At 74.4% G+C, this 20,098-nt stretch carries 18 protein-coding genes; 11 read left to right on the top strand and 7 right to left on the bottom strand.

The window, feature by feature from the left end; genetic code table 11:
• Positions 1-122 precede the first annotated feature (122 nt).
• Genes FVA95_RS04925 through FVA95_RS04915 form a run of 3 tightly spaced genes read left to right on the top strand, consistent with a single transcriptional unit; the run spans position 123 to position 2,612 of the window.
• Positions 123-485, top strand: a complete 363-nt coding sequence (locus FVA95_RS04925; RefSeq protein WP_193564298.1) for a hypothetical protein — start codon at positions 123-125, stop codon at positions 483-485.
• Positions 486-508: 23 nt separating this feature from the next.
• Positions 509-1,729 carry a DNA alkylation repair protein gene (locus FVA95_RS04920; RefSeq protein ID WP_193564297.1) on the top strand — a complete coding sequence of 407 codons (1,221 nt, stop codon included), beginning with the start codon at positions 509-511 and terminating at the stop codon, positions 1,727-1,729.
• Positions 1,668-2,612 carry an alpha/beta hydrolase gene (locus tag FVA95_RS04915; protein WP_149663134.1) on the top strand — a complete coding sequence of 315 codons (945 nt, stop codon included), beginning with the start codon at positions 1,668-1,670 and terminating at the stop codon, positions 2,610-2,612. Before FVA95_RS04920 ends, FVA95_RS04915 begins: the two co-directional genes overlap by 62 nt.
• 152 nt (positions 2,613-2,764) lie before the next feature.
• Here the strand turns inward: FVA95_RS04915 and FVA95_RS04910 are convergent, their stop codons facing one another.
• The gene (locus FVA95_RS04910; RefSeq protein ID WP_149663133.1) at positions 2,765-3,817 is read right to left on the bottom strand and encodes an AraC family transcriptional regulator ligand-binding domain-containing protein; all 1,053 of its coding nucleotides are present in this window, start codon (positions 3,815-3,817) and stop codon (positions 2,765-2,767) included.
• 118 nt (positions 3,818-3,935) lie between these two features.
• On the opposite strand from FVA95_RS04910, the gene FVA95_RS04905 reads away from it, so the two are divergent.
• The 5 genes from FVA95_RS04905 (at position 3,936) to mtnA (ending at position 9,948) form a co-directional block, all read left to right on the top strand.
• Complete coding sequence (locus tag FVA95_RS04905) at positions 3,936-5,576, top strand: NAD(P)/FAD-dependent oxidoreductase (protein ID WP_149663132.1); 1,641 nt, start codon at positions 3,936-3,938, stop codon at positions 5,574-5,576.
• Positions 5,576-6,445, top strand: a complete 870-nt coding sequence (locus FVA95_RS04900) for an SDR family oxidoreductase (protein WP_149663131.1) — start codon at positions 5,576-5,578, stop codon at positions 6,443-6,445. The genes FVA95_RS04905 and FVA95_RS04900 overlap by 1 nt, the downstream gene beginning before the upstream one ends.
• Entirely contained in the window at positions 6,442-7,329 is an 888-nt protein-coding gene (locus FVA95_RS04895) for an alpha/beta fold hydrolase (protein ID WP_149663130.1), read from the top strand. The genes FVA95_RS04900 and FVA95_RS04895 overlap by 4 nt, the downstream gene beginning before the upstream one ends.
• Positions 7,330-7,439: 110 nt before the next feature.
• Positions 7,440-8,792: a sorbosone dehydrogenase family protein gene (locus FVA95_RS04890; RefSeq protein WP_149663129.1), complete on the top strand. Its 1,353-nt coding sequence runs from the start codon at positions 7,440-7,442 to the stop codon at positions 8,790-8,792.
• A 100-nt stretch (positions 8,793-8,892) separates the two neighbouring features.
• Positions 8,893-9,948 (top strand): S-methyl-5-thioribose-1-phosphate isomerase, encoded by a 1,056-nt coding sequence (gene mtnA / locus FVA95_RS04885; RefSeq protein WP_164514836.1) that lies wholly within the window; start codon positions 8,893-8,895, stop codon positions 9,946-9,948.
• On the opposite strand, the gene FVA95_RS04880 is transcribed toward mtnA, so the two are convergent.
• On the bottom strand, positions 9,866-10,543 hold the full coding sequence (locus FVA95_RS04880; protein WP_255474611.1) for a class II aldolase/adducin family protein: 678 nt from the start codon (positions 10,541-10,543) through the stop codon (positions 9,866-9,868). The genes mtnA and FVA95_RS04880 overlap by 83 nt on opposite strands.
• A 190-nt stretch (positions 10,544-10,733) precedes the next feature.
• On the opposite strand from FVA95_RS04880, the gene FVA95_RS04875 reads away from it, so the two are divergent.
• The gene (locus tag FVA95_RS04875; protein WP_149663128.1) at positions 10,734-11,036 is read left to right on the top strand and encodes a hypothetical protein; all 303 of its coding nucleotides are present in this window, start codon (positions 10,734-10,736) and stop codon (positions 11,034-11,036) included.
• Positions 11,037-11,043: 7 nt separating this feature from the next.
• Here the strand turns inward: FVA95_RS04875 and FVA95_RS04870 are convergent, their stop codons facing one another.
• The 3 genes from FVA95_RS04870 to FVA95_RS04860 all read right to left on the bottom strand — a co-directional run bounded on the left by FVA95_RS04870 (position 11,044) and on the right by FVA95_RS04860 (position 16,081).
• Positions 11,044-11,892, bottom strand: coding sequence for a CBS domain-containing protein (locus FVA95_RS04870; RefSeq protein ID WP_149663127.1), 849 nt, complete (start codon positions 11,890-11,892; stop codon positions 11,044-11,046).
• Positions 11,893-11,932: 40 nt separating this feature from the next.
• Positions 11,933-15,343 carry a bifunctional proline dehydrogenase/L-glutamate gamma-semialdehyde dehydrogenase gene (locus tag FVA95_RS04865; RefSeq protein WP_240051274.1) on the bottom strand — a complete coding sequence of 1,137 codons (3,411 nt, stop codon included), beginning with the start codon at positions 15,341-15,343 and terminating at the stop codon, positions 11,933-11,935.
• Between the two features lie 141 nt (positions 15,344-15,484).
• On the bottom strand, positions 15,485-16,081 hold the full coding sequence (locus FVA95_RS04860) for a maleylpyruvate isomerase N-terminal domain-containing protein (RefSeq protein WP_240051273.1): 597 nt from the start codon (positions 16,079-16,081) through the stop codon (positions 15,485-15,487).
• Between the two features lie 183 nt (positions 16,082-16,264).
• Between FVA95_RS04860 and FVA95_RS04855 the strand changes: the two genes are divergently transcribed.
• Positions 16,265-16,942 (top strand): DUF4190 domain-containing protein, encoded by a 678-nt coding sequence (locus tag FVA95_RS04855; RefSeq protein WP_149663126.1) that lies wholly within the window; start codon positions 16,265-16,267, stop codon positions 16,940-16,942.
• A gap of 60 nt (positions 16,943-17,002) precedes the next feature.
• Here FVA95_RS04855 and FVA95_RS04850 read toward each other — a convergent pair whose 3' ends face one another.
• Positions 17,003-18,163: an SGNH/GDSL hydrolase family protein gene (locus tag FVA95_RS04850; RefSeq protein ID WP_149663125.1), complete on the bottom strand. Its 1,161-nt coding sequence runs from the start codon at positions 18,161-18,163 to the stop codon at positions 17,003-17,005.
• Between the two features lie 156 nt (positions 18,164-18,319).
• On the opposite strand from FVA95_RS04850, the gene FVA95_RS04845 reads away from it, so the two are divergent.
• The gene (locus FVA95_RS04845) at positions 18,320-19,087 is read left to right on the top strand and encodes a PIG-L deacetylase family protein (protein ID WP_240051272.1); all 768 of its coding nucleotides are present in this window, start codon (positions 18,320-18,322) and stop codon (positions 19,085-19,087) included.
• Between the two features lie 30 nt (positions 19,088-19,117).
• On the opposite strand, the gene FVA95_RS04840 is transcribed toward FVA95_RS04845, so the two are convergent.
• Entirely contained in the window at positions 19,118-20,080 is a 963-nt protein-coding gene (locus tag FVA95_RS04840; RefSeq protein WP_149663124.1) for an MEDS domain-containing protein, read from the bottom strand.
• Between the last annotated feature and the right edge of the window lie 18 nt (positions 20,081-20,098).

Here is a 20,098-nt window from a genome sequence, read left to right as displayed (position 1 = left end):
AGGACAGAGCACTGTCCCCGGTCCCGGCAGCCGTGTCATGATCGCGCCCGGGCCAACGACACGTCAGGTCGTCCATCAACCGACACCACAGCCCGTCCCCGGACACTCGGTATGCGCGAGCAATGCTGGGCGGCGACGCCTTCCTGGCTCCCGAGCACAAGGTCGTACTGATCGAGGATGCCGATCGAGCACGAAAGACGGGCCGGCCCGCGGTGCAGAATCCCTACCTCGGCCTGCGCAACTACACCGACAACCTGCTACGGCACGGATTCACCGACGCCGACATCGACGGATCGGGCAGCGACGCACTCATCGACGCCCTGGTCGCCCACGGCTCCCCCCAGACGATCAACGCTCAGCTCGACGAGCATCTCGCCGCCGGCGCCGATCACGTCGGCATCCAGATCGTGGCCGAGGACCCCACCACCTCACCCGTGCAGGCCCTCCGCGTCCTGGCCGAGCACCGTCACACCTCAGGTAGCTGAGGCAGGAGGTCGCCATGGGAACGATGGACGAGCTGATCAACTCGATGGTGGTCGATGAGCTCCGCTCTTCGCTGAGGACGGTCGATCCGACGCTTGAGTGTTCGGCGTTGACGCGGGCCCGTACGGCCGTGGCGGGAATGCGGCTGCGGGCGAGGGTCGACCTCGTTCGCGACGCGTTGCTCACGGATCTCCCTGACGGTTCTGCTGCAGCAGAGCGCATCGTGGACGCCCTCCTCTCCGTGCCGGAGTTCGCGGGATGGATGATCTGGCCCGCCACGGAGTTCGTCGCCACACGAGCGTTGCAGGACGGGACGACGGCCGCTTTCGACGCGGGCATGGCACTGCTCGCCCGGCTCACCACTCGACTCAGTAGCGAATTCGCGATCCGCGACATGCTCATCGCTCGGCCGGAACGGGCGATCCGCGCCATGGAGACCTGGACCGGCCATGACAACGAGCATGTTCGGCGACTGGCCAGCGAGGGCAGCCGTGCCTACCTGCCCTGGGCGAAACGCGTCCCGTGGCTGATCGAGAATCCCGATGCCACCCGGGGGATTCTGGACGCGCTCTACTGCGACCCGGCCGAGTACGTGCGGCGGTCGGTGGCGAACCATCTCAACGATCTCAGCCGGGTCGATCCCGCCGTGGTCACGCGCACGGCTCGCGTCTGGGCCGAGAGCCCCGATGCACACACACCCTGGGTGATCCGCCACGGCCTGCGCACCCTGGTCAAGAATGCCGACCCGGAAGCACTGGTGTTGGTCGGGTACTCGGGTGACCGCGTGCACGTCGATCGTCCACAGATATCGAACACCGTCGTGCGCATCGACGAGGATGTGCTGACCTTCACCGCGGTCGTCACCAACGAGGACGACACGAGTGCTGCCGTCGCGATCGACTACTCGATAGGGTTCCAGCGCGCGAACGGGACCGTCAGCCACAAGACGTTCAAGCTCACGTCGCGAAAGCTGGCGCCCGGTCAGAGCATCACCGTGGCGAAGACGCATTCGTTCCGCCGCATCACGACCCGTGCCTACTACCCCGGTCGCCACGTCGTCACCGTGCAGGCCAACGGACGGCGCTCACCGGAGGCGGAGTTCACCGTCGTCGACGTCGGCGACACCGTGGCGGCCACACCGACACTCACCCATGGTCCGCGACCACGCGGGAAGGAGAGACCAGATGCCCTTCACACTGGACCCGGAGGTCGCGGCACTCCTGGCGGCGGCGGGACCGCAGGCTGAGCTCCCTACGACCGTGCGCGGCGACGCGATCAGCTTGCGGGAGATCGGCAACAGGAACCTGGCTCTGGCCGACACGACGGCACCGGAGGCGCCGAACGTCGAGCGTGAGGACATCGATGTCCCCGTTCCCGACGGCACGTCGATTCCGGCCCGCTGGTACGCCAAGGCCGGCTCCGACCCCGGGTCCGCCGTGGTCTACGCGCATGGCGGTGGGATGATCTGCGGATCGGTGGCGGTCTATGACCGGCTCGTCGCGAGCTACGTCGAGAAGAGCGGCGTGCCCTTTCTGTCGGTCGACTATCGGCTGTCACCGGAGTATCCGGGCACAACCCTCGTCGACGACACCCATGCGGCGTTGAAGTGGTTGATCGCGCACGCGACCGAACGCGGTGTCGACCCGCATCGCGTCGCCATCATGGGAGACAGTGGCGGCGGTGGTGTCGCGGCGGGAGTTGCCGTCGCCGCCCGCGATGCCGGCACGCCGCTCGCGATGCAGATCCTCGTCTATCCGATGCTGGACGACCGCAACACGAGCGCGGACCCGCAGCTGGCGCCCTTCGTCGGTTGGACGTGGGACGACAACTACACCGGCTGGCACGCTCTGCTGGGCGACGACATCGGCACGGAGGAGGTGTCGCCCTACGCGGTGCCGGCGCGTATCAGCGACTACCGAGGGTTGCCCCCCGCGTTCGTGGACTGCGGTGAGCTGGACATCTTCCGCGACGAGAGCGTGGCCTGGGCGTCCAGGCTGTGGGCGGCCGGCATCTCGTGCGAGCTGCACATCCGCCCCGGATCCGTGCACGGATACGACCGGCTCCCGAGCGAGACGGCGATCGCGTCGGGAGCGTGGGCAGACCGGCTCCGCGTCCTCGGCACTCTCTGAACCGCGTTTCGTCAGGCGTGCAGCTCAGAGCAGTCGCCTCGGGCGATCTGGGCCCGACACCGATCTGGGCCCGAAACACTGTGTCGTAGCGCCTTCGTCGGGCCCACCGTCGGGCGACCGTGGTCGGCACCCCGCCACCCGGTCGGTGATTGTCACCCGTGGGCTGCCGGCACCGGGGGCGCCGGAAGCCCGCCCGGGCCTGCCCGGCGCAGGGCGCGGGGCGACTCGCCGAACCAGCGCCGCGCCGCCCGCGACAGCGCGGACTGCTCGGCCAGCCCCACCATGGCCGCGACCTGCGTGAACGGCAGGTCGGTCCGCAGGATGAGCCGCTCGGCGGTGTCCCGACGCGCCTCGTCGACGACGGCCTCGAAGGTCGTGCCCTCGGCCGCGAGGTGGCGCTGCAGGGTCCGCGGGTGCACCCGCAGCAGCCGGGCCACCGACCCGATGCGCACCGGCCCGGTGCCCAGCGACCGGTCGACCGCCGCCCGCACCCGGTCGGTGACGGTGCGGCCGGGGCGCGCGAAATGGGTCTCCAGGTACTCGATCGCGATGACGCGGACGGTCTCGTCCCCGCCGGCCACCGGCCGTCGCAGCAGGTCGCCGGGCACCCGCAGGACCGCGGCCGGCCGGTCGAAGCGGACCTCGGCCCCGAAGAACTCGCGGAACCGCTCCGGGGCCGGTGGCGCCTCGTGCGGCAGGTGCACCGAGCGCAGGCCGTAGGGCCCGCCGGCCAGCAGGCTCACGATCCGGTGCAGCACCCCCGTGCCGAGGTCGGCGACCTGCGGCGGGAGCGGCTCGGTGCTCCCGTACGCCACGCCGGTCACCCCCGGCACGCCCTCCGGGTCGGGCACCGCGCCGACGGTCAGCACCGGGCTGTGCACGTAGAGGTAGCGCGAGGCGCAGTCCAGGGCTGCCCCCAACGTCGGGGACGCCTCGACGGCGACGGCCAGCGGGCCGAGGATCTCCGGGCCCTGCCGCTGCGCGAGACGCAGCCCGAGGTCGCCGCAGCCCAGCTCGGCGGCCGCGGTCTCCAGCACCCTGGCGACCGAGCGGGTCGGGACCAGCGCGTCCGGGTCGTTGCCCTCGACGGCGTCGATCGGGATCCGGAACCGGGCGAAGAGCTCGGCGCCGTCGCCGCCCAGCTCCCCGACCAGCGCGACGAACCCGCGCAACGCCCTCGCCCGGGTGAGTGATCCGGTTCCCATGTCGTACGAGGGTAAGTTGTTGTCGCGCCAGGTCAAGTTACTCCGGGTAGGTTTGGGGCACACTGGACCCCGGTCGACAGAGGTAGTCAGCGCGGACGCGCCCGATGAGGAGGACCACATGACCCAGGCCGGTACGACACCCGCTCCGGACGGCACCGCCGTCGAGCACCGCGACGTGATCATCGTGGGGGCCGGGCTCTCCGGTATCGGTGCGGCGGCCCGGCTGCACCAGGAGCTGCCCGGCAAGGACTACGTGATCCTGGAGGGCCGCGAGAACATCGGCGGCACCTGGGACCTGTTCCGCTACCCGGGCATCCGCTCGGACTCGGACATGTTCACCCTGGCCTACCCGTTCCGGCCGTGGCGCGAGCCGAAGTCGATCGCCGACGGCGCCGACATCCGCCGCTACATCACCGAGACCGCCCGCGAGTACGGCGTGACCGAGCGGATCCGGTTCGGCACGAAGGTCGTCGACGCCTCCTGGGACTCCACCACCGCGCGGTGGACCGTCGAGACCACCACCGCGGACGGCCCGAAGCGCTACAGCTGCTCGTTCCTGTTCATGTGCTCGGGCTACTACGACTACGACCGGGGCTTCCAGCCGGAGTTCCCGGGCCGGGAGGACTTCGCCGGCACCTGGGTGCACCCGCAGTTCTGGCCGGAGGACCTGGACTACACCGGCAAGAAGGTCGTCGTCATCGGCTCCGGCGCCACCGCCGTCACCCTGATCCCGTCCCTGGCCAGCAAGGCCGGGCACGTCACCATGCTGCAGCGCTCGCCGTCGTACCTGACGGTGCTGCCCAGCAAGGACCCGGTCGCCGACCAGCTCCGCCGCTTCCTGCCCGCGAAGCTCGCGCACGCCATCCTGCGCCTGCAGTACGTGACGCTGACCCAGGCGTTCTACCAGCTCGCCCGGCGCCGCCCGGAGCGGGTGAAGAAGGTCCTGCGCGGGCTCGCCCTGAAGTTCCTCAAGGACGAGGCCTACGTCGACCAGCACTTCACCCCGAGCTACGACCCGTGGGACCAGCGCCTGTGCGTCATCCCGGAGGGCGACTTCTATAAGTCGATCAACCGTGGGGACGCCTCGGTCGTCACCGACCACATCGACCGGATCACCGCCAACGGGATCCGGCTGCGCTCCGGCGAGGAGCTGGAGGCCGACGTGATCGTGTCGGCGACCGGGCTGTCGCTGAGCCCGCTGGGCGGCATCACGATCCACGTCGACGGCGAGCAGGTGGACATCGGCAAGACCGTCACCTACCGCGGCCTGATGCTCTCGGGCATCCCGAACCTGGCGTTCTGCATCGGCTACATCAACGCCTCCTGGACGCTGCGCGCCGACCTCGTCGCTCGCTACGTGCCGAAGCTGCTGGCGCTGATGGACCGCGAGCGGATCGCGATCGCCACCCCGGCCCCGACCGTCTCGCCGGACCGCCCGCTGCTCGACATCGAGTCGAACTACGTGAAGCGCTCCGAGCACCTGTTCCCCCGCCAGGGCCGCAAGGACCCGTGGCGGCTGCACCAGAACTTCTTCCTCGACGCCGTCGGGCTCGGCCGGGCCGACCTCAAGCGGGACATGATCCTCACCCCCGCCTCGGCGCTGGGCGCCCGCGACGCCCGCGTCCCCACCCCGACCGCGGCCGGCATCGCCGCCGACACCACGACCGGCACCGCGACCGGCACCACGATCGGCAGCGGAACCGGCAGCGGAACCGGCACGGTCGCCCCGGCGGCCGCACAGCAGGAGGTGGCCTCCTGATGGCCCGCTCACCGTTCCGTTTCGCCGAGGGCACCGCCGTCGTCACCGGCGCCGCCGGTGGCATGGGCGAGCACGTCGCGAAGCTCCTGGGCGAACGCGGCAGCGACCTCGTGCTCGTCGACCGCGACGGCGACCGGCTCGACACCGTCGCCGCCGCGATCCGCGCGAAGCACCCCGGCCTGTCGGTGACCACCGAGACCGTCGACCTGGCCGACCGCGAGGCCGTCGACGCGCTGGCGGCCCGGATCCTCGCCGGTCACCCGGAGATCAGGCTTCTGGTCAACAACGCCGGCGTCGCGCTCGGCGGGGACTTCGCCCGGCTGACGCTCGACGAGTTCGACTGGGTCATGGACGTCAACTTCCGCGCCCCGGTGCGGCTGACCCACGCCCTGCTGCCCGCGCTGACCGCGCGCCCCGGCGCGCACGTGGTCAACGTGTCCAGCCTGTTCGGCCTGATCGCCCCGCCGGGGCAGTCGGCGTACTCGTCGTCGAAGTTCGCGATCCGCGGGTTCTCCGAGGCGCTGCGCGCCGAGCTCGCCCAGGTCGGCGCGAGCGTCACCACGGTGCACCCGGGCGGCATCCGGACCGGGATCGCCGCGAGCGCCCGGGTCGGGGTGAACATCCCGGCCGAGGAGGCCGAGCGGGGGAAGAAGGACTTCGAGAAGCTGCTGACCTTCCCCGCCGAGAAGGCCGCCGAGCTGATCGTCGACGCCATCGAGAAGCGCCGCCCGCGGCTGCTCATCGGGATCAGCGCCAAGGTCCCGGACCTGCTGGCCCGGCTTGCCCCGGCGAACAGCATCCGGATCTTCGCGAAGATCGTCGGCGCCTCGGGGAACGCGAAGGCGGCCAAGTCGGCGGGGGTGCGATGACCGTCCCGCAGACCCGCTTCGTCGACGTCGGCGGCGCCCGGATCCGGGTCCGCGAGTCCGGTGACCCGGCCGGTGAGCCGGTCCTGCTGCTGCACGGCATCGGCCGGAGCCTCGAGGACTGGGACCCGCAGCACGAGTTCCTGTCCCGGTACCGGGTGGTCGCGGTCGACCTGGCCGGGTTCGGTCACTCCGACCGGGTGCCCGGCCCGGCGACGCTGGAGAAGCTCGCCGACACCGCGCTCGCCACCCTCGACGCGCTCGGCGAGACCCGGCCGGCGCACGTCATGGGCAACTCGCTCGGCGGCGCCGTCGCGCTGCTGATCTCCACCCGGCACCCGGAGCGCGTCGTCTCCCTGGTGCTGGCCGACCCGGCCGGGTTCGGGGCCGAGGTGACGCCCGCGCTGCGGGTCATCGGGGTGCCGCTGCTCGGCCGGTTCCTGCTGGGTCACCTCGACGCCGCGGCCGCCCGACGGTCGGAGCGTTCCCTGTTCGTCGACGGCTCCCTGGTCACCGACGAGCGGGTCGCCCGCGCCGTGGAGATCGCGCGGCGGCCGGAGTTCGCGCAGACCTTCGCCGAGGTCGCGGCCGAGCTGGGCACCGTCCGCGGCGTCCGCCCGGGCTGGCGGCGGGCGCTGCTCGACGCGTTCGCCCGCGCGCCGAAGCCGACGCTGGTCGTGTGGGGCGAGCGGGACCTGATCCTGCCCGCGGCCCAGCTGCGGGCGGCGAGCCGGCTCCCGCAGGTCACGACGCACGTGTTCGGCCGGGTGGGGCACATGCCCCAGGTCGAGGTGCCCGCCGCGTTCGCGACGCTGGCCCTGGATCACCTCGCCCGGGCGCGACAGCGGGCCGGCATCCCCGGCGACACCCGCGCCGGCACCCGGTAGCGCAGGGCCGGGCCGGTCGGGCCCGGGCCCGGTCAGCCGGGTCCGGGCTCGTCCGGCGGCCGCGCGCCCCCGCCGCGCGACGGACCGGTACCGGCCGTAGCGTCGGGTTCATGCGGATCGCCCCCTGGCTGGCCGCCCTGGTCACGCTGCCACTGCTCGCCGCCTGCGACACCGGCCCGAACCCGGTGACCAACGCGTTGTCCGGCGTCGAGGCCCCGGTCGCCGCGGCGGGTGCGGGCCTGGTGCCGGTCCCGGTGTCGGTGCCGCCCGGGGCCGCGACCGCCCCGTTCGACGAACCCCGCGAAGCACTCGTCCCGGCCGGCTGGACGATGTCGGTGTTCGCCCGCGTCCCGAACGCCCGGCTGGCCGTGTGGAGCCCCGACGGTGAGCTGCTCGTCTCGGTGCCCGACGACGGCCGGGTGCTGGCGCTGTCGCGCACCGGTGCGCAACGGCCGCTGCTGACCGGGCTCACCCAGCCGCACGGGCTGGCGTTCTCCCCGGACGGCACGACCCTCTACGTCGCCGAGTCGAACCAGGTGTCCGCCTTCACCTGGGCCGGCGGCGCGGCGACCGGGCGGCGGGTCGTCGTGCCCGGCCTGCCCGACGCCAACTCCCCCGACCTGCGCGGCGCCTACGGCCACGAGCTGAAGTCGGTGACCGTCGGCCCGGACGGCGCGGTCTACGTCTCGGTCGGCTCGACCGGCAACATCTCGGTCGCCGACCGGGACGCCACTCCGCCGCGCGCGTCGATCCTGCGGATGCCGCCCACCGGCGGGCCCGCCGCGCCGTTCGCGACCGGCGTCCGCAACGGCACCGGGCTCGCCACCGCCCCCGACGGCGCGATCTGGACCGCGGTCAACGGCCGCGACAACGTGCCCTACCCCTACGACCGGCCCTACGGCGACGACACCGGATCGTCGTTCGGGAAGGTCGTCGACCGCTACGTGACCGACCACCCGGCCGAGCCGCTGGCCCGGCTCACCCCGGGCCGCGAGCTGGGCTGGCCGTTCTGCAACCCGGATCCGGACACCGACCCGGGCGTCGCGGGGTCCGCGCAGGACTTCACCGACGTCGCACTGGTGGCCGACGCCGAGCTCAACCCCGGCGGGCGCGCGATGGACTGTGCGGCGCTGGCCCCGATGGAGCAGTCGTTCCCGGCGCACTCGGCGCCGCTGGGGCTGTCGTTCACCGAGGGCGCACTGCCCGCGCCGTACGCGGCCGGAGCACTGGCCGGGGTGCACGGCTCCTGGAACGCGGACCCGCCGCGAGCACCGGAGGTGTCGTTCTTCCCCTGGCGGGACGGGCGCCTCGGCGCGCAGCAGACCCTGGTCGGCGGGTTCCAGGACCCGTCGGGAGCGCGCTGGGGCCGGCCGGTCGCGGCCGTCGCCGGGCCGGACGGAGTGGTCTACGTGACCGACGACGATGCCGGTGCTGTCTACCGGGTGGCCCCGCCCGGCCGGTGAGTGCCCGCCGTGACCGGTGCCGCAGTCGGCCCCGGCCGTCTCCGGCACCGCGATAGGTTCTGCCGGGCACCCGAGGCGGATGCCCGGGAGGGTGCGGGCGATGCGGATCGTGGACTGGGCCGGCGACGACGAGGGCGGCCCGGCGGTGGTCCTGCTGGACCAGCGCGCGCTGCCCGCCGCGACCCGGCACCTGTACCTGCGCACCGTCGACGAGCTGATCGAGGCGATCCGGTCGCTGGCCGTGCGCGGTGCCCCGAGCCTGGGCATCACCGGGGCCTACGGGGTCGCGCTGGCCGCGCACCTGCACGGCACTGCGACACCGGTGGCCGTCGCCGCGGTGCGGGCCGCGGCCGGGCGGATCGCGGTCGCCCGGCCCACCGCCGTCCCGCTGGGGCTGGGGGTCGCGAGCGCCCTGGAGGCGCTCGACGGCGGTCCGGTCGCGGTGCTGGCACAGGCGCGGGCGGTGGCCGCGGAGGCCGCCCGGGTCAACGCCGCGGCGACCGACCGGGCCGCGGACCTGGCGCAGGAGCTGTGCACGGACCGCCCGCTGCGGGCGCTGACCGTGTGCAACACCGGCCCGCTGGCCACCGGCGACGGTGGCACCGCGCTGGGGGCGATCCTGCGGCTGCACGAGCGCGGCGCGCTGGCCGAGGTGCTGGCGTGCGAGACGCGCCCGCTGCTGCAGGGTGCGCGGCTGACCGTGTGGGAGCTGGCGGCGGCCGGGGCGCCGCACCGGCTGTGCGTCGACTCGGCAGGCCCCGCGGCGATCGCCTCGGGGCTGGTCGACGCGGTGTTCGTCGGGGCCGACCGGATCGCGGCGAACGGCGACGTCGCGAACAAGATCGGGACCTACATGCTGGCCTGCGCCGCGGCCCGGTCCGGGATCCCGTTCGTGGTGGTCGCCCCGGAGGAGACGATCGACCCGCACACCCCGACCGGCGCGGACATCGTCGTCGAGCAGCGGGGGGCCGACGAGGTCCGCGAGCACGGCGGCACCCTGCTGACCCTGCCCGGGACCCGGGTCTACAACCCGGCGTTCGACGTGACGCCGTTCGACCTGGTGACCGCGATCGTCACCGAGGAGCGGGCGTGGGGGCCGGGGTCGTCGCCCGCACCCTCGCCCGCTGGGCGGCGAACCGCCGGCGCACCGCGCTGATCTCGGCGTCGGGCAGCAGCCGCGGCTCGCCGACGGCGCGGGCGCGCAGCCAGACGTCGCAGAGCCACTCCAACTGGCGGGCGCCGTCGTAGGCGGCACCGAGGGTCTCGCCGAGCACCAGCGTGCCGTGGTTGCCGAGGACGACGGCGGTGGACTCCCCCAGCGCGGCGAGTGCGTTCTCGACCAGCTCGCGGCTGCCGAACGGCGCGTACTCCGACACCCGCACGCCCTCGCCGAACATCGCGAGCTGGTAGTGCACGGCCGGGACGTGGTCGGACAGCGTCGACAGGGCGACCGCCGCCGGGGAGTGGGTGTGGACGACGGCGCCCGTCCCCGGCCGGGCCTGCGCGGCCACGTGCAGCCCCAGCTCGCTGGTCGGCTCCCGGGTGCCCGCGACGACCGTGCCCGCCCCGTCGACGAGCACGACGTCCGCCGCGGTCATCGTCTCGTAGTCCACTCCGGACGGGGTGACCGCGATCAGGTCGCCGGTGCGCAGCGACAGGTTCCCCGAGGTGCCGACGACCAGGCCGTCGCGGACCATCCGGCGGGACCACGTGCACAACAGCTCGCGGGCGGGGGTGTGGTCGTGGGGCACCCCGCCACGATCCCACGCCCACCCCGACCGGGGGTCACACCTCCGGGTCGATCCGCCCCCGTCGGGGCGCGCCGGGTGGCCGCGGGGCCGCACGATCGTCGCACCGCGGACGCCGGCCGGGCCGGGACGCCACGCGGAGGGCGGTAGGACCCCGACCGCGCCGGCTGCCGGCGCAGGAAGCGAGCACATCGTGAGGACCGCCCTGCGTGCCGCCACCACCGCGGCAGGCGCCGTCGCCGCCGCACTCGCACTCGCCGCCGTGACCGCCGGGACCGCGTCGGCGCAGCCCGCCCCGCCCACCGAGCCGCCGCTGACCCCGGCCGACCAGGCCGCGCAGCTGGCCTGTCTGCAGAAGTACCTGGACTTCGGGGCGCTGCCGGCGCAGTCGCTGGCGGACCCGGTGGCGTTCTCGGCGCTGGTCGCCAAGGCAGCCCAGGAGTGCGACGCCGTCCGGGCGCCGGCCGCGCCCACTGCCCCGGTGGCGGGGGCCTGACCGCGGGTCAGAGCAGGTCGCTGCGGCTGAGCACCCCGACCAGCACGTCGTCGGCGTCGACGACCGGGACGACCCGGAACCCGCGCCGGGACAGCAGGTCCTCGGCGTCGGTGAGCGGGTCGTCCGGCTGCACGGTCTCGACGTCGCGGGTCATCACCTCCGACACGGTGCGGGCCCGCAGCCGCCGGCCGCCGTCGAGGGAGCCGTGCATGAGGTCGGCCTCGGAGACGATGCCCAGCAGGTGGTCCCGGTCGTCGACGACCGGGACGGCGGTGAACCGGTAGGACAGCAGGACCTCGGCGGTCTCGTCGAGGGCCAGCTCCGGCGGGATCGCGACCAGCCCGCCGTCGGTCATCACGTCCGAGACCCGCAGCGACGACGTCGGCCGGCCGCCGACCCGGCCGGCCCCGCGCGGGGCCATCGCCTCGGGCAGCGGCGCGACCGGGAGGACACCGCCGATCCGGCGGGCGGTGCGCCGCAGACGTCCCCCGGAGTGCCGGTGCCGCAGCAGGTCGCTGCGTGTGATCACGCCGACCAGGACGCCCTTGTCGACGACCGGGACGAGCCGCAGCTCGCCGTAGACGCGCATCCGGCGCGCGACGATCGAGACGCTCGTCGTCGGCAACACCGACACGACCTGCTCGGTCATCGCGTCGCCGACGACGGCGTGCGGGTCGTCGCGGTGCCGCAGCACGTCCACCAGCGAGATCACCCCGACCAGGGAGAACCGGCGGTCGACGACGGGCAGGGCGGAGAACCGGGACTCGGCCATCCGCTCCTGCGCCCGCGCCAGCGGTGCGTCCGCCCAGATCGTGACGACGCGTTCGGTCATGACATCACGAGCACGCACCACCATGGACGCACCGTAACCACGGCGGCGTCGCGTCCGCCATCGTTCACCGTTCGAGGTGGCCGAACCGGTGCCGGGTGCGGCTGACCGCCTGCTCGCGCAGCACGGTGAGCATCTCCCGGCGGCCGTCGAGCACCACCGGGGTGTCCACGACGGAGGCGCCCACCTCGGCGGCGGCCGCCCGCAGACCCTCGGGCACGGTGCCCAGGGCCCGGATCCGCTCGCCCGCGACGGGGACGAGGCCGTCGCCGCCGTGCACCCCGCCGGGGACCTCGCCCGGCGGGATCCCCGGCCCGTGCAGCCGTACCGGCACCCCCGCCGTGGCCGCGGCGAGCAGCACCCGCAGGACGTCGGCGCGGGCGGTGCCGGTGCCGCACCACAGCGTCGCCGACGGGGCGGGCCGGTAGCGGAACACGTTGGACTCCGCGGCCAGCCCGGTCGGGTCGTGCTCGACCCCGAACTCGGTGTCCCACGCGCGGGCGTCGGCGGCGGCGGCGCGGGCGAGACGGTCGCGGGCGGCCGGGTCCAGGTCTCCCGCGGCGGCCAGCACGCGGTCGGCGGCCGGGCCGGAGGTCGGGCCCGGTGCGGGGAGGTCGCCGTCGTGCCAGGTGCCGAACTGGGCGACGTAGTTCGGTCCGCCGGGCTTGGCACCCGGGCCCAGCACCGAGCCCTTCCAGCCGCCGAAGGACTGGCGCTGCACGATCGCGCCGGTGATGTGCCGGTTGACGTAGGCGTTGCCGACCTCGACGCGGTCGAGCCAGTGCGCGATCTCGTCGTCGTCGAGGGAGTGGATGCCGCCGGTGAGACCGAAGCCGGTGTCGTTCTGCCAGGCGATCGCCTCGTCGAGGTCGCGGGCGGCCATCAGGCCGAGCACCGGGCCGAAGCACTCGGTGCGGTGGAACCAGCTGCCGGGCGACACCCAGGCCCGCACGCCCGGCGTCCACACCGTCTCGGAGACCCGGCGTTGGCGCACCAGCCACCGTTCCCCCGGCTCCAGCGTGGTGAGCGCGCGGTGCAGCTTCGCCGAGGGCGCCTCGATCAGCGGGCCCATGGTCGTCGCGAGGTCGGTGCCGGGGCCGACACGCAGGGTGCTGACGGCGTCGACGAGCTGACGGCGCAGCCGCCTCCCGACGGCCGAGCCGGTCGCGGCCGGACCGACCAGGATGGCCAGCGACGCCGCGGAGCACTTCTGCCCGGCGTGCCCGAACGCCGAGCGCACGAGATCGGCGACGGCGAGGTCCGGGTCGGCAGCCGGGGTGATGACCAGCGCGTTCTTGCCGCTGGTCTCCGCGAGGAGGTTCAGGTCGGGCCGCCAGGAGCGGAACAGCGCGGCGGTCTCCGAGGAGCCGGTCAGCACGACCCGGTCGATCGCGGGGTGGGTGACGAGCCGGCGTCCGGCGTCGGCCTCGTCGGTGGGCAGCAGCTGCAGCGCGTCACGCGGGATCCCGCCGCGGTGCAGCGCGGCCACGCCCGCCTCGGCGCACGCGCGGACCTGCGGGGCGGGCTTGAGCAGCACCGGGGCGCCGGCGGCGAGCGCGGCCAGGCAGCCGCCGAGCGGGATCGCGACCGGGAAGTTCCAGGGCGGGGTCACCGCCACGACCCGGTCCGGGGTGAACGCGGCGCCGTCGAGCTCGGCGGCGCGCTCGGCGTAGTAGGCGGCGAAGTCCACGGCCTCGGAGATCTCGGGGTCGGCCTCGGCGACGGTCTTGCCCGCCTCGTGCAGCATCACCGACAGCAGCGTCCCGCGGGCGGCGGCCAGTGCGCGGGCGGCGCGGCGCAGCGTCGCGGCCCGCTCCGCGGCGGGGACCTCGCGCCAGCCGCAGGTGCGGGCGCGCTCGACCGCGGCGTCGACCGCGGCCGGGTCGGTGAGCACCGGGACCTCCGAGCGCGCGACGACGGCCGTCGCGGCGCGGCGGGCCCACTCCCGGTTCGCGGGCAGCGACGGGTCGGTGTCGGGCTCGGCGCGGAACCCGGGCGGCACGGGGTCCCCCGGCAGCGGGCCGTCGGCGCCGACCGGCGCGGACACGGTGCGGTCCTGGGTGCGGCGCGGAGTGGCGGCGACGGCGTCGCGGTCGCGCACCGAGGCGAGGAACCGCTCCTGGTAGCTCGCCGGGCCGCCGGAGTCGGGGGCGAACAACGTGTACAGGTACCCCTCCGGCGAGGCGTTCTCCTCCAGCCGCCGGACCAGGTAGGACACCGCGGTGTCGAAGTCACCGCGGTGCACGACGGGGGTGTAGAGCACCAGCTGCGAGCCCGGCCCGGACTCCGGCAGGTCGCCCGCGACGGCGTCGGCGAACGCGGGTGCCATGCCCTGCAACATCTCCAGGTCCAGCTGGGGCCGGGCACCGCGGGCCTCGGCCAGTTCCAGCGCGAGCGCGACGTGGTGGAGGTGGTGCGACGCGATGCCCAGGCGCATCCCGTCGGTGTGCGGGCCGCCGATGCCGCGGTCGAGGAGCCGGACGTAGTTGGCGTCGACCTCGGCCTTGGTGGCGTAGGGGGCCTGCGGCCAGTCGTGCAGCTCGGCGTCGACCCGTTCCATGGCCAGGTTCGCGCCCTTCACCAGGCGCACCTTGATCGGGGCTCCGCCCGCTGCGGCGCGGCGGGTGGCGAACTCCCCGAGCTCGTCGAGCGCGGCGACGGAGTCGGGCAGGTAGGCCTGCAGGACGATCCCGGCGGGCAGGTCGTGGAACTCCGGGCGTGCCAGCAGCGTCGTGAACAGCGCGACGGTCAGGTGGAGGTCCTTGTACTCCTCCATGTCGAGGTTCACGAACACGCCGTGCTCGCGGGCGGCCCGGTAGAGCGGCAGCAGCCGGTCCACGAGCAGGTCCCGGCTGCCCTCGAGGTCCCACGGCACGAGCTGCGCGACGACCGAGGACGCCTTCACCGAGACGTGGTCGACGCCCGGCCGGCGTACCAGCGCGATCGTGCGGGCGAGGCGACGGTCGGCCTCGTCGCGGCCGAGGACCGCCTCGCCGAGCAGGTTCAGGTTCAGCCGGTGACCGTCGCGGCGGGCCGCGGCGAGCCGCCGGTCCAGGCCCCGCCCGCCGGCGTCGACGATCAGGTGCCCGACCAGGCTGCGCAGCCGCGACCGCGCCGCGGGCACGACGACGTGCGGCAGCGCCGTCGCCAGCCGGCCGCCGGCCCGCAGCAGCAGCCGGTCGGTACCGGCGACGAACGCCGGCAGTGCGGCGCCCGCCCCGGCGAGCCGGGCCAGCTCGCGGGCCGCGACCCGGTCGTCGGCGGGACGGGCGACGCGGTCGACGAAGCGCAGGGTGAAGTCGACCCCGGCGGGGTCGTGCATCAACGCGGCCAGCCGCTGCGTCGGGTCGGTACCACGGCCGGCGCCGGTCGACGGGGAGGTGCCGGTGCGCTCGGTCCAGCGGCGCACACGATCGACGGCGCGCGCGGTCAGCGCGTCGTCGAGGGCGGGGACGGGGTGGGTGGGGTGCACGCTCACCGGCCCAGTCTGGACCCACTGTCAGGACCGTGTCACGTCGACGGTGCTGACTCCTTCGGTGACGACCGCGGTCAGGACTCGGTGAGGTCGGTGTCGGGCAACGGCCCGAGCAGGGCGAACGCGTCCAGGTAGGGCTCGACGTCACCGCGCTCGGTCCACGCCCGCAGCTGCGCCGCCGACCGGCGGGTCATCAGGGCCCTGGCCAGCTCGAAGTCCGGGGCCCGCACGACGACCGCGGCCCCCGCCTCGTCCCCAGCGGCGGCCGTCGCCGATCAGCGCGATCGGTGCCCGGTCGCCGAGCGCGGCGGCGAACCGGCCCAGGAACCGGTCCATGACCGCGTAGAGGCCGGGGGTGTGCTGCCCGCCGGGCTCACGCAGCGCACCGCGCAGGTCCTGCTCGTGGATGATCACGTCGCCGAGTGGGCGGGTGGTGTTCGCCGCCATCCAGTCGCGCAGCGGGCCGGTCAGCGACTCCCACTCCGCGACGAGTGCGGCCACGTCGTGGTCGCGCCGCTCCCGCACCTGACGGCTCGTCCACTCCTCGTTGTGGTCGTCGGGCTCGTCGCCGCGCACCACGTCGGCACCCAGACCGACCATGTGCGAGAACAGGTCGCGCACCGTCCAGTCCGGGCAGGACGGGACGGTCAGCTCCGTGCGCTCGGGTGGCAGATCCCGCGCCAGGTCGACGACCCGGCGCTGCGCCCGGGCCCACTCCTCGATCTCGTCGATGCCGCTCACGGGCACCGATCCCATCACGACCGGGGTTCCCGCGCCGCTCCCCTGGGTGTTTTGCCTGGACCGGACACGGGCACCTGGGGATCATCGAACCGGACACGACGGCGAGGACGGTCACGGCGACTCCGCCGGACGACACCGCCGGCATCGGGGACCACCCGGTGCGTCGGTGAGGAGAGGACGAGCGTGAGCAGCCCACCCCCGTACCCGGGTCAGCCCGGGGACCCGCAGGACCCGAACAACCTGGACCAGCCGACCCGGCAGAACCAGCCCTACGACGGGCAGCCCCACGGCGAGCAGCCCTACGGCGCGCAGCAGCCCGGTCAGCAGCAGTACGGGCAACAGCCCTACGGCCAGCAGCAGTACGGGGACCAGCAGTACGGCCAGCAGCCCTACGGCACGCAGGGCCACGACCAGGCCGCCTACCCGGACCGCCCGGCCGCCGGGCCCCCGGGGTGGCCGCAGGGCCGGGCGCCGGCGACCCCGCCGCGCAACGGCGTCGGGATCGCCGCGCTGGTGCTCGGCATCCTGGCCGTGCTCACGTTCTGGCTGTTCATTGGCGGTCTCTTCGGGCTCCTCGCCATCGTGCTGGGCGCGATCGGCATCAGCCGGGTCTCGAAGGGCGTCGCCACGAACCGTGGCGTGTCGATCTCCGGACTCGTGCTCGGGATCCTCGGTGTCCTGGGGACGATCGCCATGATCGCCCTGGTGGCCTTCGGGTTCAGCGTCTTCCAGCAGGTCGACGACGGCCAGTTCGCCTCGTGCATGCAGCGCGCCGGCAGCGACCAGGCGGCGATGGCCCAGTGCCAGCAGGATCTCCAGGACCGGCTCCAGGGCGAGATCGACCGCCTCGGGGACAACTGACCGGCACTCCGACGGTCATCGGCCCCGTGTCCTGTCAGGACACGGGGCCGACTGTCGTGGTCACCGGCCGTGGGCCGCGGTGTGGAACGCACCCCCCGCACCGAACGCCAGCCGGGCGAACCGCTCCCCCATCCGCACGTGCGCCTCCGGACACGGGTGGAGTCGGTCGGGCAACGGCAGCTCGGCCGCGTCGTCGTCGCCGTAGAGCTCCCGGCCGTCGAGGAGGGCCAGTGCCGGGTCCTCCGGGGTGCGGTCGGCCACGATCCGGGCCAGCTCCTCGCGGATCACCGACAGCGTCAGCTGCCCCGCCGCGACCCCGGCCGGATCGCCGGTCGCGCGGAACAGCAGCCGCCCGTCGACGACCTCGGGCACGCCCGGGCCCGGGGTGTGCTCGTGGATCGGGCACAGCACCGGCGACACCACCAGCAGCGGGGTGTCCGGGTGCCCGTCGCGGATCGTGTCGAGGAACCCGTGCACGGCGGGGGCGAACGCACGCCGGCGCATGAGGTCGGCGTTGACGATGTTGATCCCGAGCTTGACGCTGATCATCGCGGCCGGGGTGTCGCGCAGTGCGCGGGCGACGAACGGGTCCAGCATCGCGCTGCCGGAGAACCCCAGGTTGACCAGCTCGACACCGGCGGTGCGGGCGGCGAGCGCCGGCCAGGTGGTGCTGGGGCCCGCGGCGTTGCTGCCCTGGCTGATCGAGCTCCCATGGTGCAGCCACACCGGGCGCCCACCGGGCGGGACGACGGCGACCGGCGCGTCCGTGCGCAGCGCGACGACCTCGGTGATCTCGTTGTGCGGCAGCCAGATCTCGACGAGCGCGTCGTGGCCGGGCAGGGTGAACCGCACCGGGCCGGGTGCGCCGTCGGTGACCGTGACCTCCCCGGTCGCCGGGTCGGTCATGAGGAGCTTCCCGCCGGAGGTCGTGGCGCTGCCCGCCGGCCGGCCGTCGACGAGCAGGTCGTAGGCGCCGTCGGGCCGCAGCGGGGCACCGACCAGGCCGATCCGGGTGCGCAGGGTCTCCAGCTCGACCGTCCGCGCGGCGGTGCGGAACACGACGCGAACCCCGGACGGCTGACTCTGCGCGCCCGCCAGCTGCGGGTCGGTGTTGCGGGCGCGGGCGGCGGCGGGCAGTCGCTGCGGGAGCACGCCCTGCTCGCCGTCGACGGTGTCGAGGACGCCGTGGAGCAGCTCGGGCCGGATCGGAGTGGTGATCACCCGCTCAGCCTGGCACGCGCGCGGCGATCGATCATCCCGGTTCGGAGGGTGCTCCTCGCCGCCGCGATCCGGGCCGTCACGTCCCGGCTACCGGCGGCCTGGCCGTGGTGGGGTCCTGCCGACGTCCTCCTCCGGCGCGTGCCCCAGGATGGGCGGGTGACGGCGACCGAGGACGAGCGCACGGCGGCCGACGACCGCGCGCACACGGGAGTGGAGCGCGTGCTGGTGATCGCCGCGCACCCCGACGACATCGACTTCTCCTGCAGCGGCACCGTGGCGGTGTGGACCGCGGCCGGCGTCGCGGTGACCTACTGCCTGGTGACCGACGGCGACGCGGGCGGGTTCGACCCGGCCGTGCCGCGCAGCGACATCGCGGGCATCCGCCGGGCCGAGCAGACCGCCGCGGCCGCCGTGGTGGGCGTCTCCGACCTGGTGTTCCTCGGCCACCCCGACGGCCGGCTGACCGTCACCCTGGAGCTGCGCCGCGACCTGGCCCGGGTGATCCGGCAGGTCCGCCCGGACCGGGTCCTCGTGCCGCAGCCGGTGCGCGACCTGCGCAGCATGTACGGCAGCCACCCCGACCACACCGCGACCGGCGAGGCCGCCCTGTGCGCGGTCTACCCCGACGCCCGCAACCCCTACGCCTTCCCCAAGCTGGCCGAGGCCGGGTACGAGGCGCACACGGTCGGCGAGGTGTGGATCATGGGCCCGGCCCCGGCCGACGACCCGGAGGGGGCGCGGCACGTCGACATCACCGACACCATCGACGTGAAGATCGCGGCGCTGCGCGCGCACGAGAGCCAGATCGCCCACATGACCGACCTGGCGGACATGATCGGGCAGTGGTCCGGGTCGCTGGCGAAGCGGGCCGGGTTCCCGCCCGGTCGGCTCGTGGAGTCCTTCCACGCACTCGACACGCGCTGAGGCCACCGGTCCGGGGCCCGGGCCGGTCGGTCAGATCGCGGCCGCCGTGTCGGCGCCGGGCGTGGACCGGTCCGCTCGCCGGGCCGCACCCGCCGCGAGGTCCAGCGCCTCGGCGGGGCGCAGGGCGTGCCGCTCGCGGATGCTCATCTCCAGCTGCGGGGCGAACCCCGCGCCGCAGCGTTCGAGCAGCCGGGCCACACCCGGGCGGAGGTTCACCAGCCGCAGCCGCACACTGGCCGGGAGCTCGTCGGCGGCGTGCACGAGGCTCACCGCACCGGCGACGTCGACGAACCGCAGCGCGGACAGGTCCGCGGTCAGCGTGCCCTCCCCGACGTCGCCGCGCACGACCTGATCGATCAGTCCGGCCAGCACGCGGCGGACCTGGGGGCGGTTGGCGTGGTCGACCTCACCGGCCAGCCGGATCCGGGCCGGGCCGGTCTCGGTGACGCGCAGCAGGCTGTCGTCGTGGAGCGGGGTGGCGGTCAGCTCGGCGGAGTGCCGGGTGCGCATCGTCGCGATGAGCTCGTCGGGGTAGCGCAGGTGGTCGTAGACGCACAGCACGCGCAGGGGGTGGTCGCGGACGGCGTCGTCGAGCCTGCGGTCGTACTCGTCGAGCACCTGCCCGCCGGGCCGGCGCAGGCCGTGGTCGGTCTGGCCGCTGATGCGCAGCCCCGCCCAGCCGTCGTCCAGGGCGGAGGTGAGGTTGTGCGCCACCAGCCCGGTCAGCGCGTCGAGCGGGCCGCGCAGGGCGGCGCGGGTGACCTCGCCCGGGACGAGCCGGAACTGCCCGGACCGCAGCGGGCCGGTGACGTCGACGCCGTCGTCGGTCAGGCGGGAGAGGACCAGACCGGCGGTGTCGTCGTCGAGGTAGACGACCCGCTCCCCCGCCGCGAGCCCCTCGGCCAGGAACGCGGCGACGTCCTCGGCGAGCTGCTCGTCGCTGACCGGCACGGTCAGCGCGTGTCGGTGCGGGACCTGTACCGGTGCGGTCACACATCACCCCCGTCATGG

Source organism: Pseudonocardia sp. EV170527-09, assembly GCF_008369905.1.
Lineage (GTDB): Bacteria > Actinomycetota > Actinomycetes > Mycobacteriales > Pseudonocardiaceae > Pseudonocardia.
The sequence above is the reverse complement of the archived record's forward strand: the minus strand, read 5'-3'. Positions and strand labels throughout refer to the sequence as shown.

Bases quoted from the DNA above. Each gene is read 5' to 3' on its own strand.
- FVA95_RS04925 (WP_193564298.1), top strand. From the start codon at position 123: ATGCTGGGCGGCGACGCCTTCCTGGCTCCCGAGCACAAGGTCGTACTG.
- FVA95_RS04920 (WP_193564297.1), top strand. From the start codon at position 509: ATGGACGAGCTGATCAACTCGATGGTGGTCGATGAGCTCCGCTCTTCG.
- FVA95_RS04915 (WP_149663134.1), top strand. From the start codon at position 1,668: ATGCCCTTCACACTGGACCCGGAGGTCGCGGCACTCCTGGCGGCGGCG.
- FVA95_RS04910 (WP_149663133.1), bottom strand. From the start codon at position 3,817: ATGGGAACCGGATCACTCACCCGGGCGAGGGCGTTGCGCGGGTTCGTC.
- FVA95_RS04905 (WP_149663132.1), top strand. From the start codon at position 3,936: ATGACCCAGGCCGGTACGACACCCGCTCCGGACGGCACCGCCGTCGAG.
- FVA95_RS04900 (WP_149663131.1), top strand. From the start codon at position 5,576: ATGGCCCGCTCACCGTTCCGTTTCGCCGAGGGCACCGCCGTCGTCACC.
- FVA95_RS04895 (WP_149663130.1), top strand. From the start codon at position 6,442: ATGACCGTCCCGCAGACCCGCTTCGTCGACGTCGGCGGCGCCCGGATC.
- FVA95_RS04890 (WP_149663129.1), top strand. From the start codon at position 7,440: ATGCGGATCGCCCCCTGGCTGGCCGCCCTGGTCACGCTGCCACTGCTC.
- mtnA (WP_164514836.1), top strand. From the start codon at position 8,893: ATGCGGATCGTGGACTGGGCCGGCGACGACGAGGGCGGCCCGGCGGTG.
- FVA95_RS04870 (WP_149663127.1), bottom strand. From the start codon at position 11,892: ATGGTGGTGCGTGCTCGTGATGTCATGACCGAACGCGTCGTCACGATC.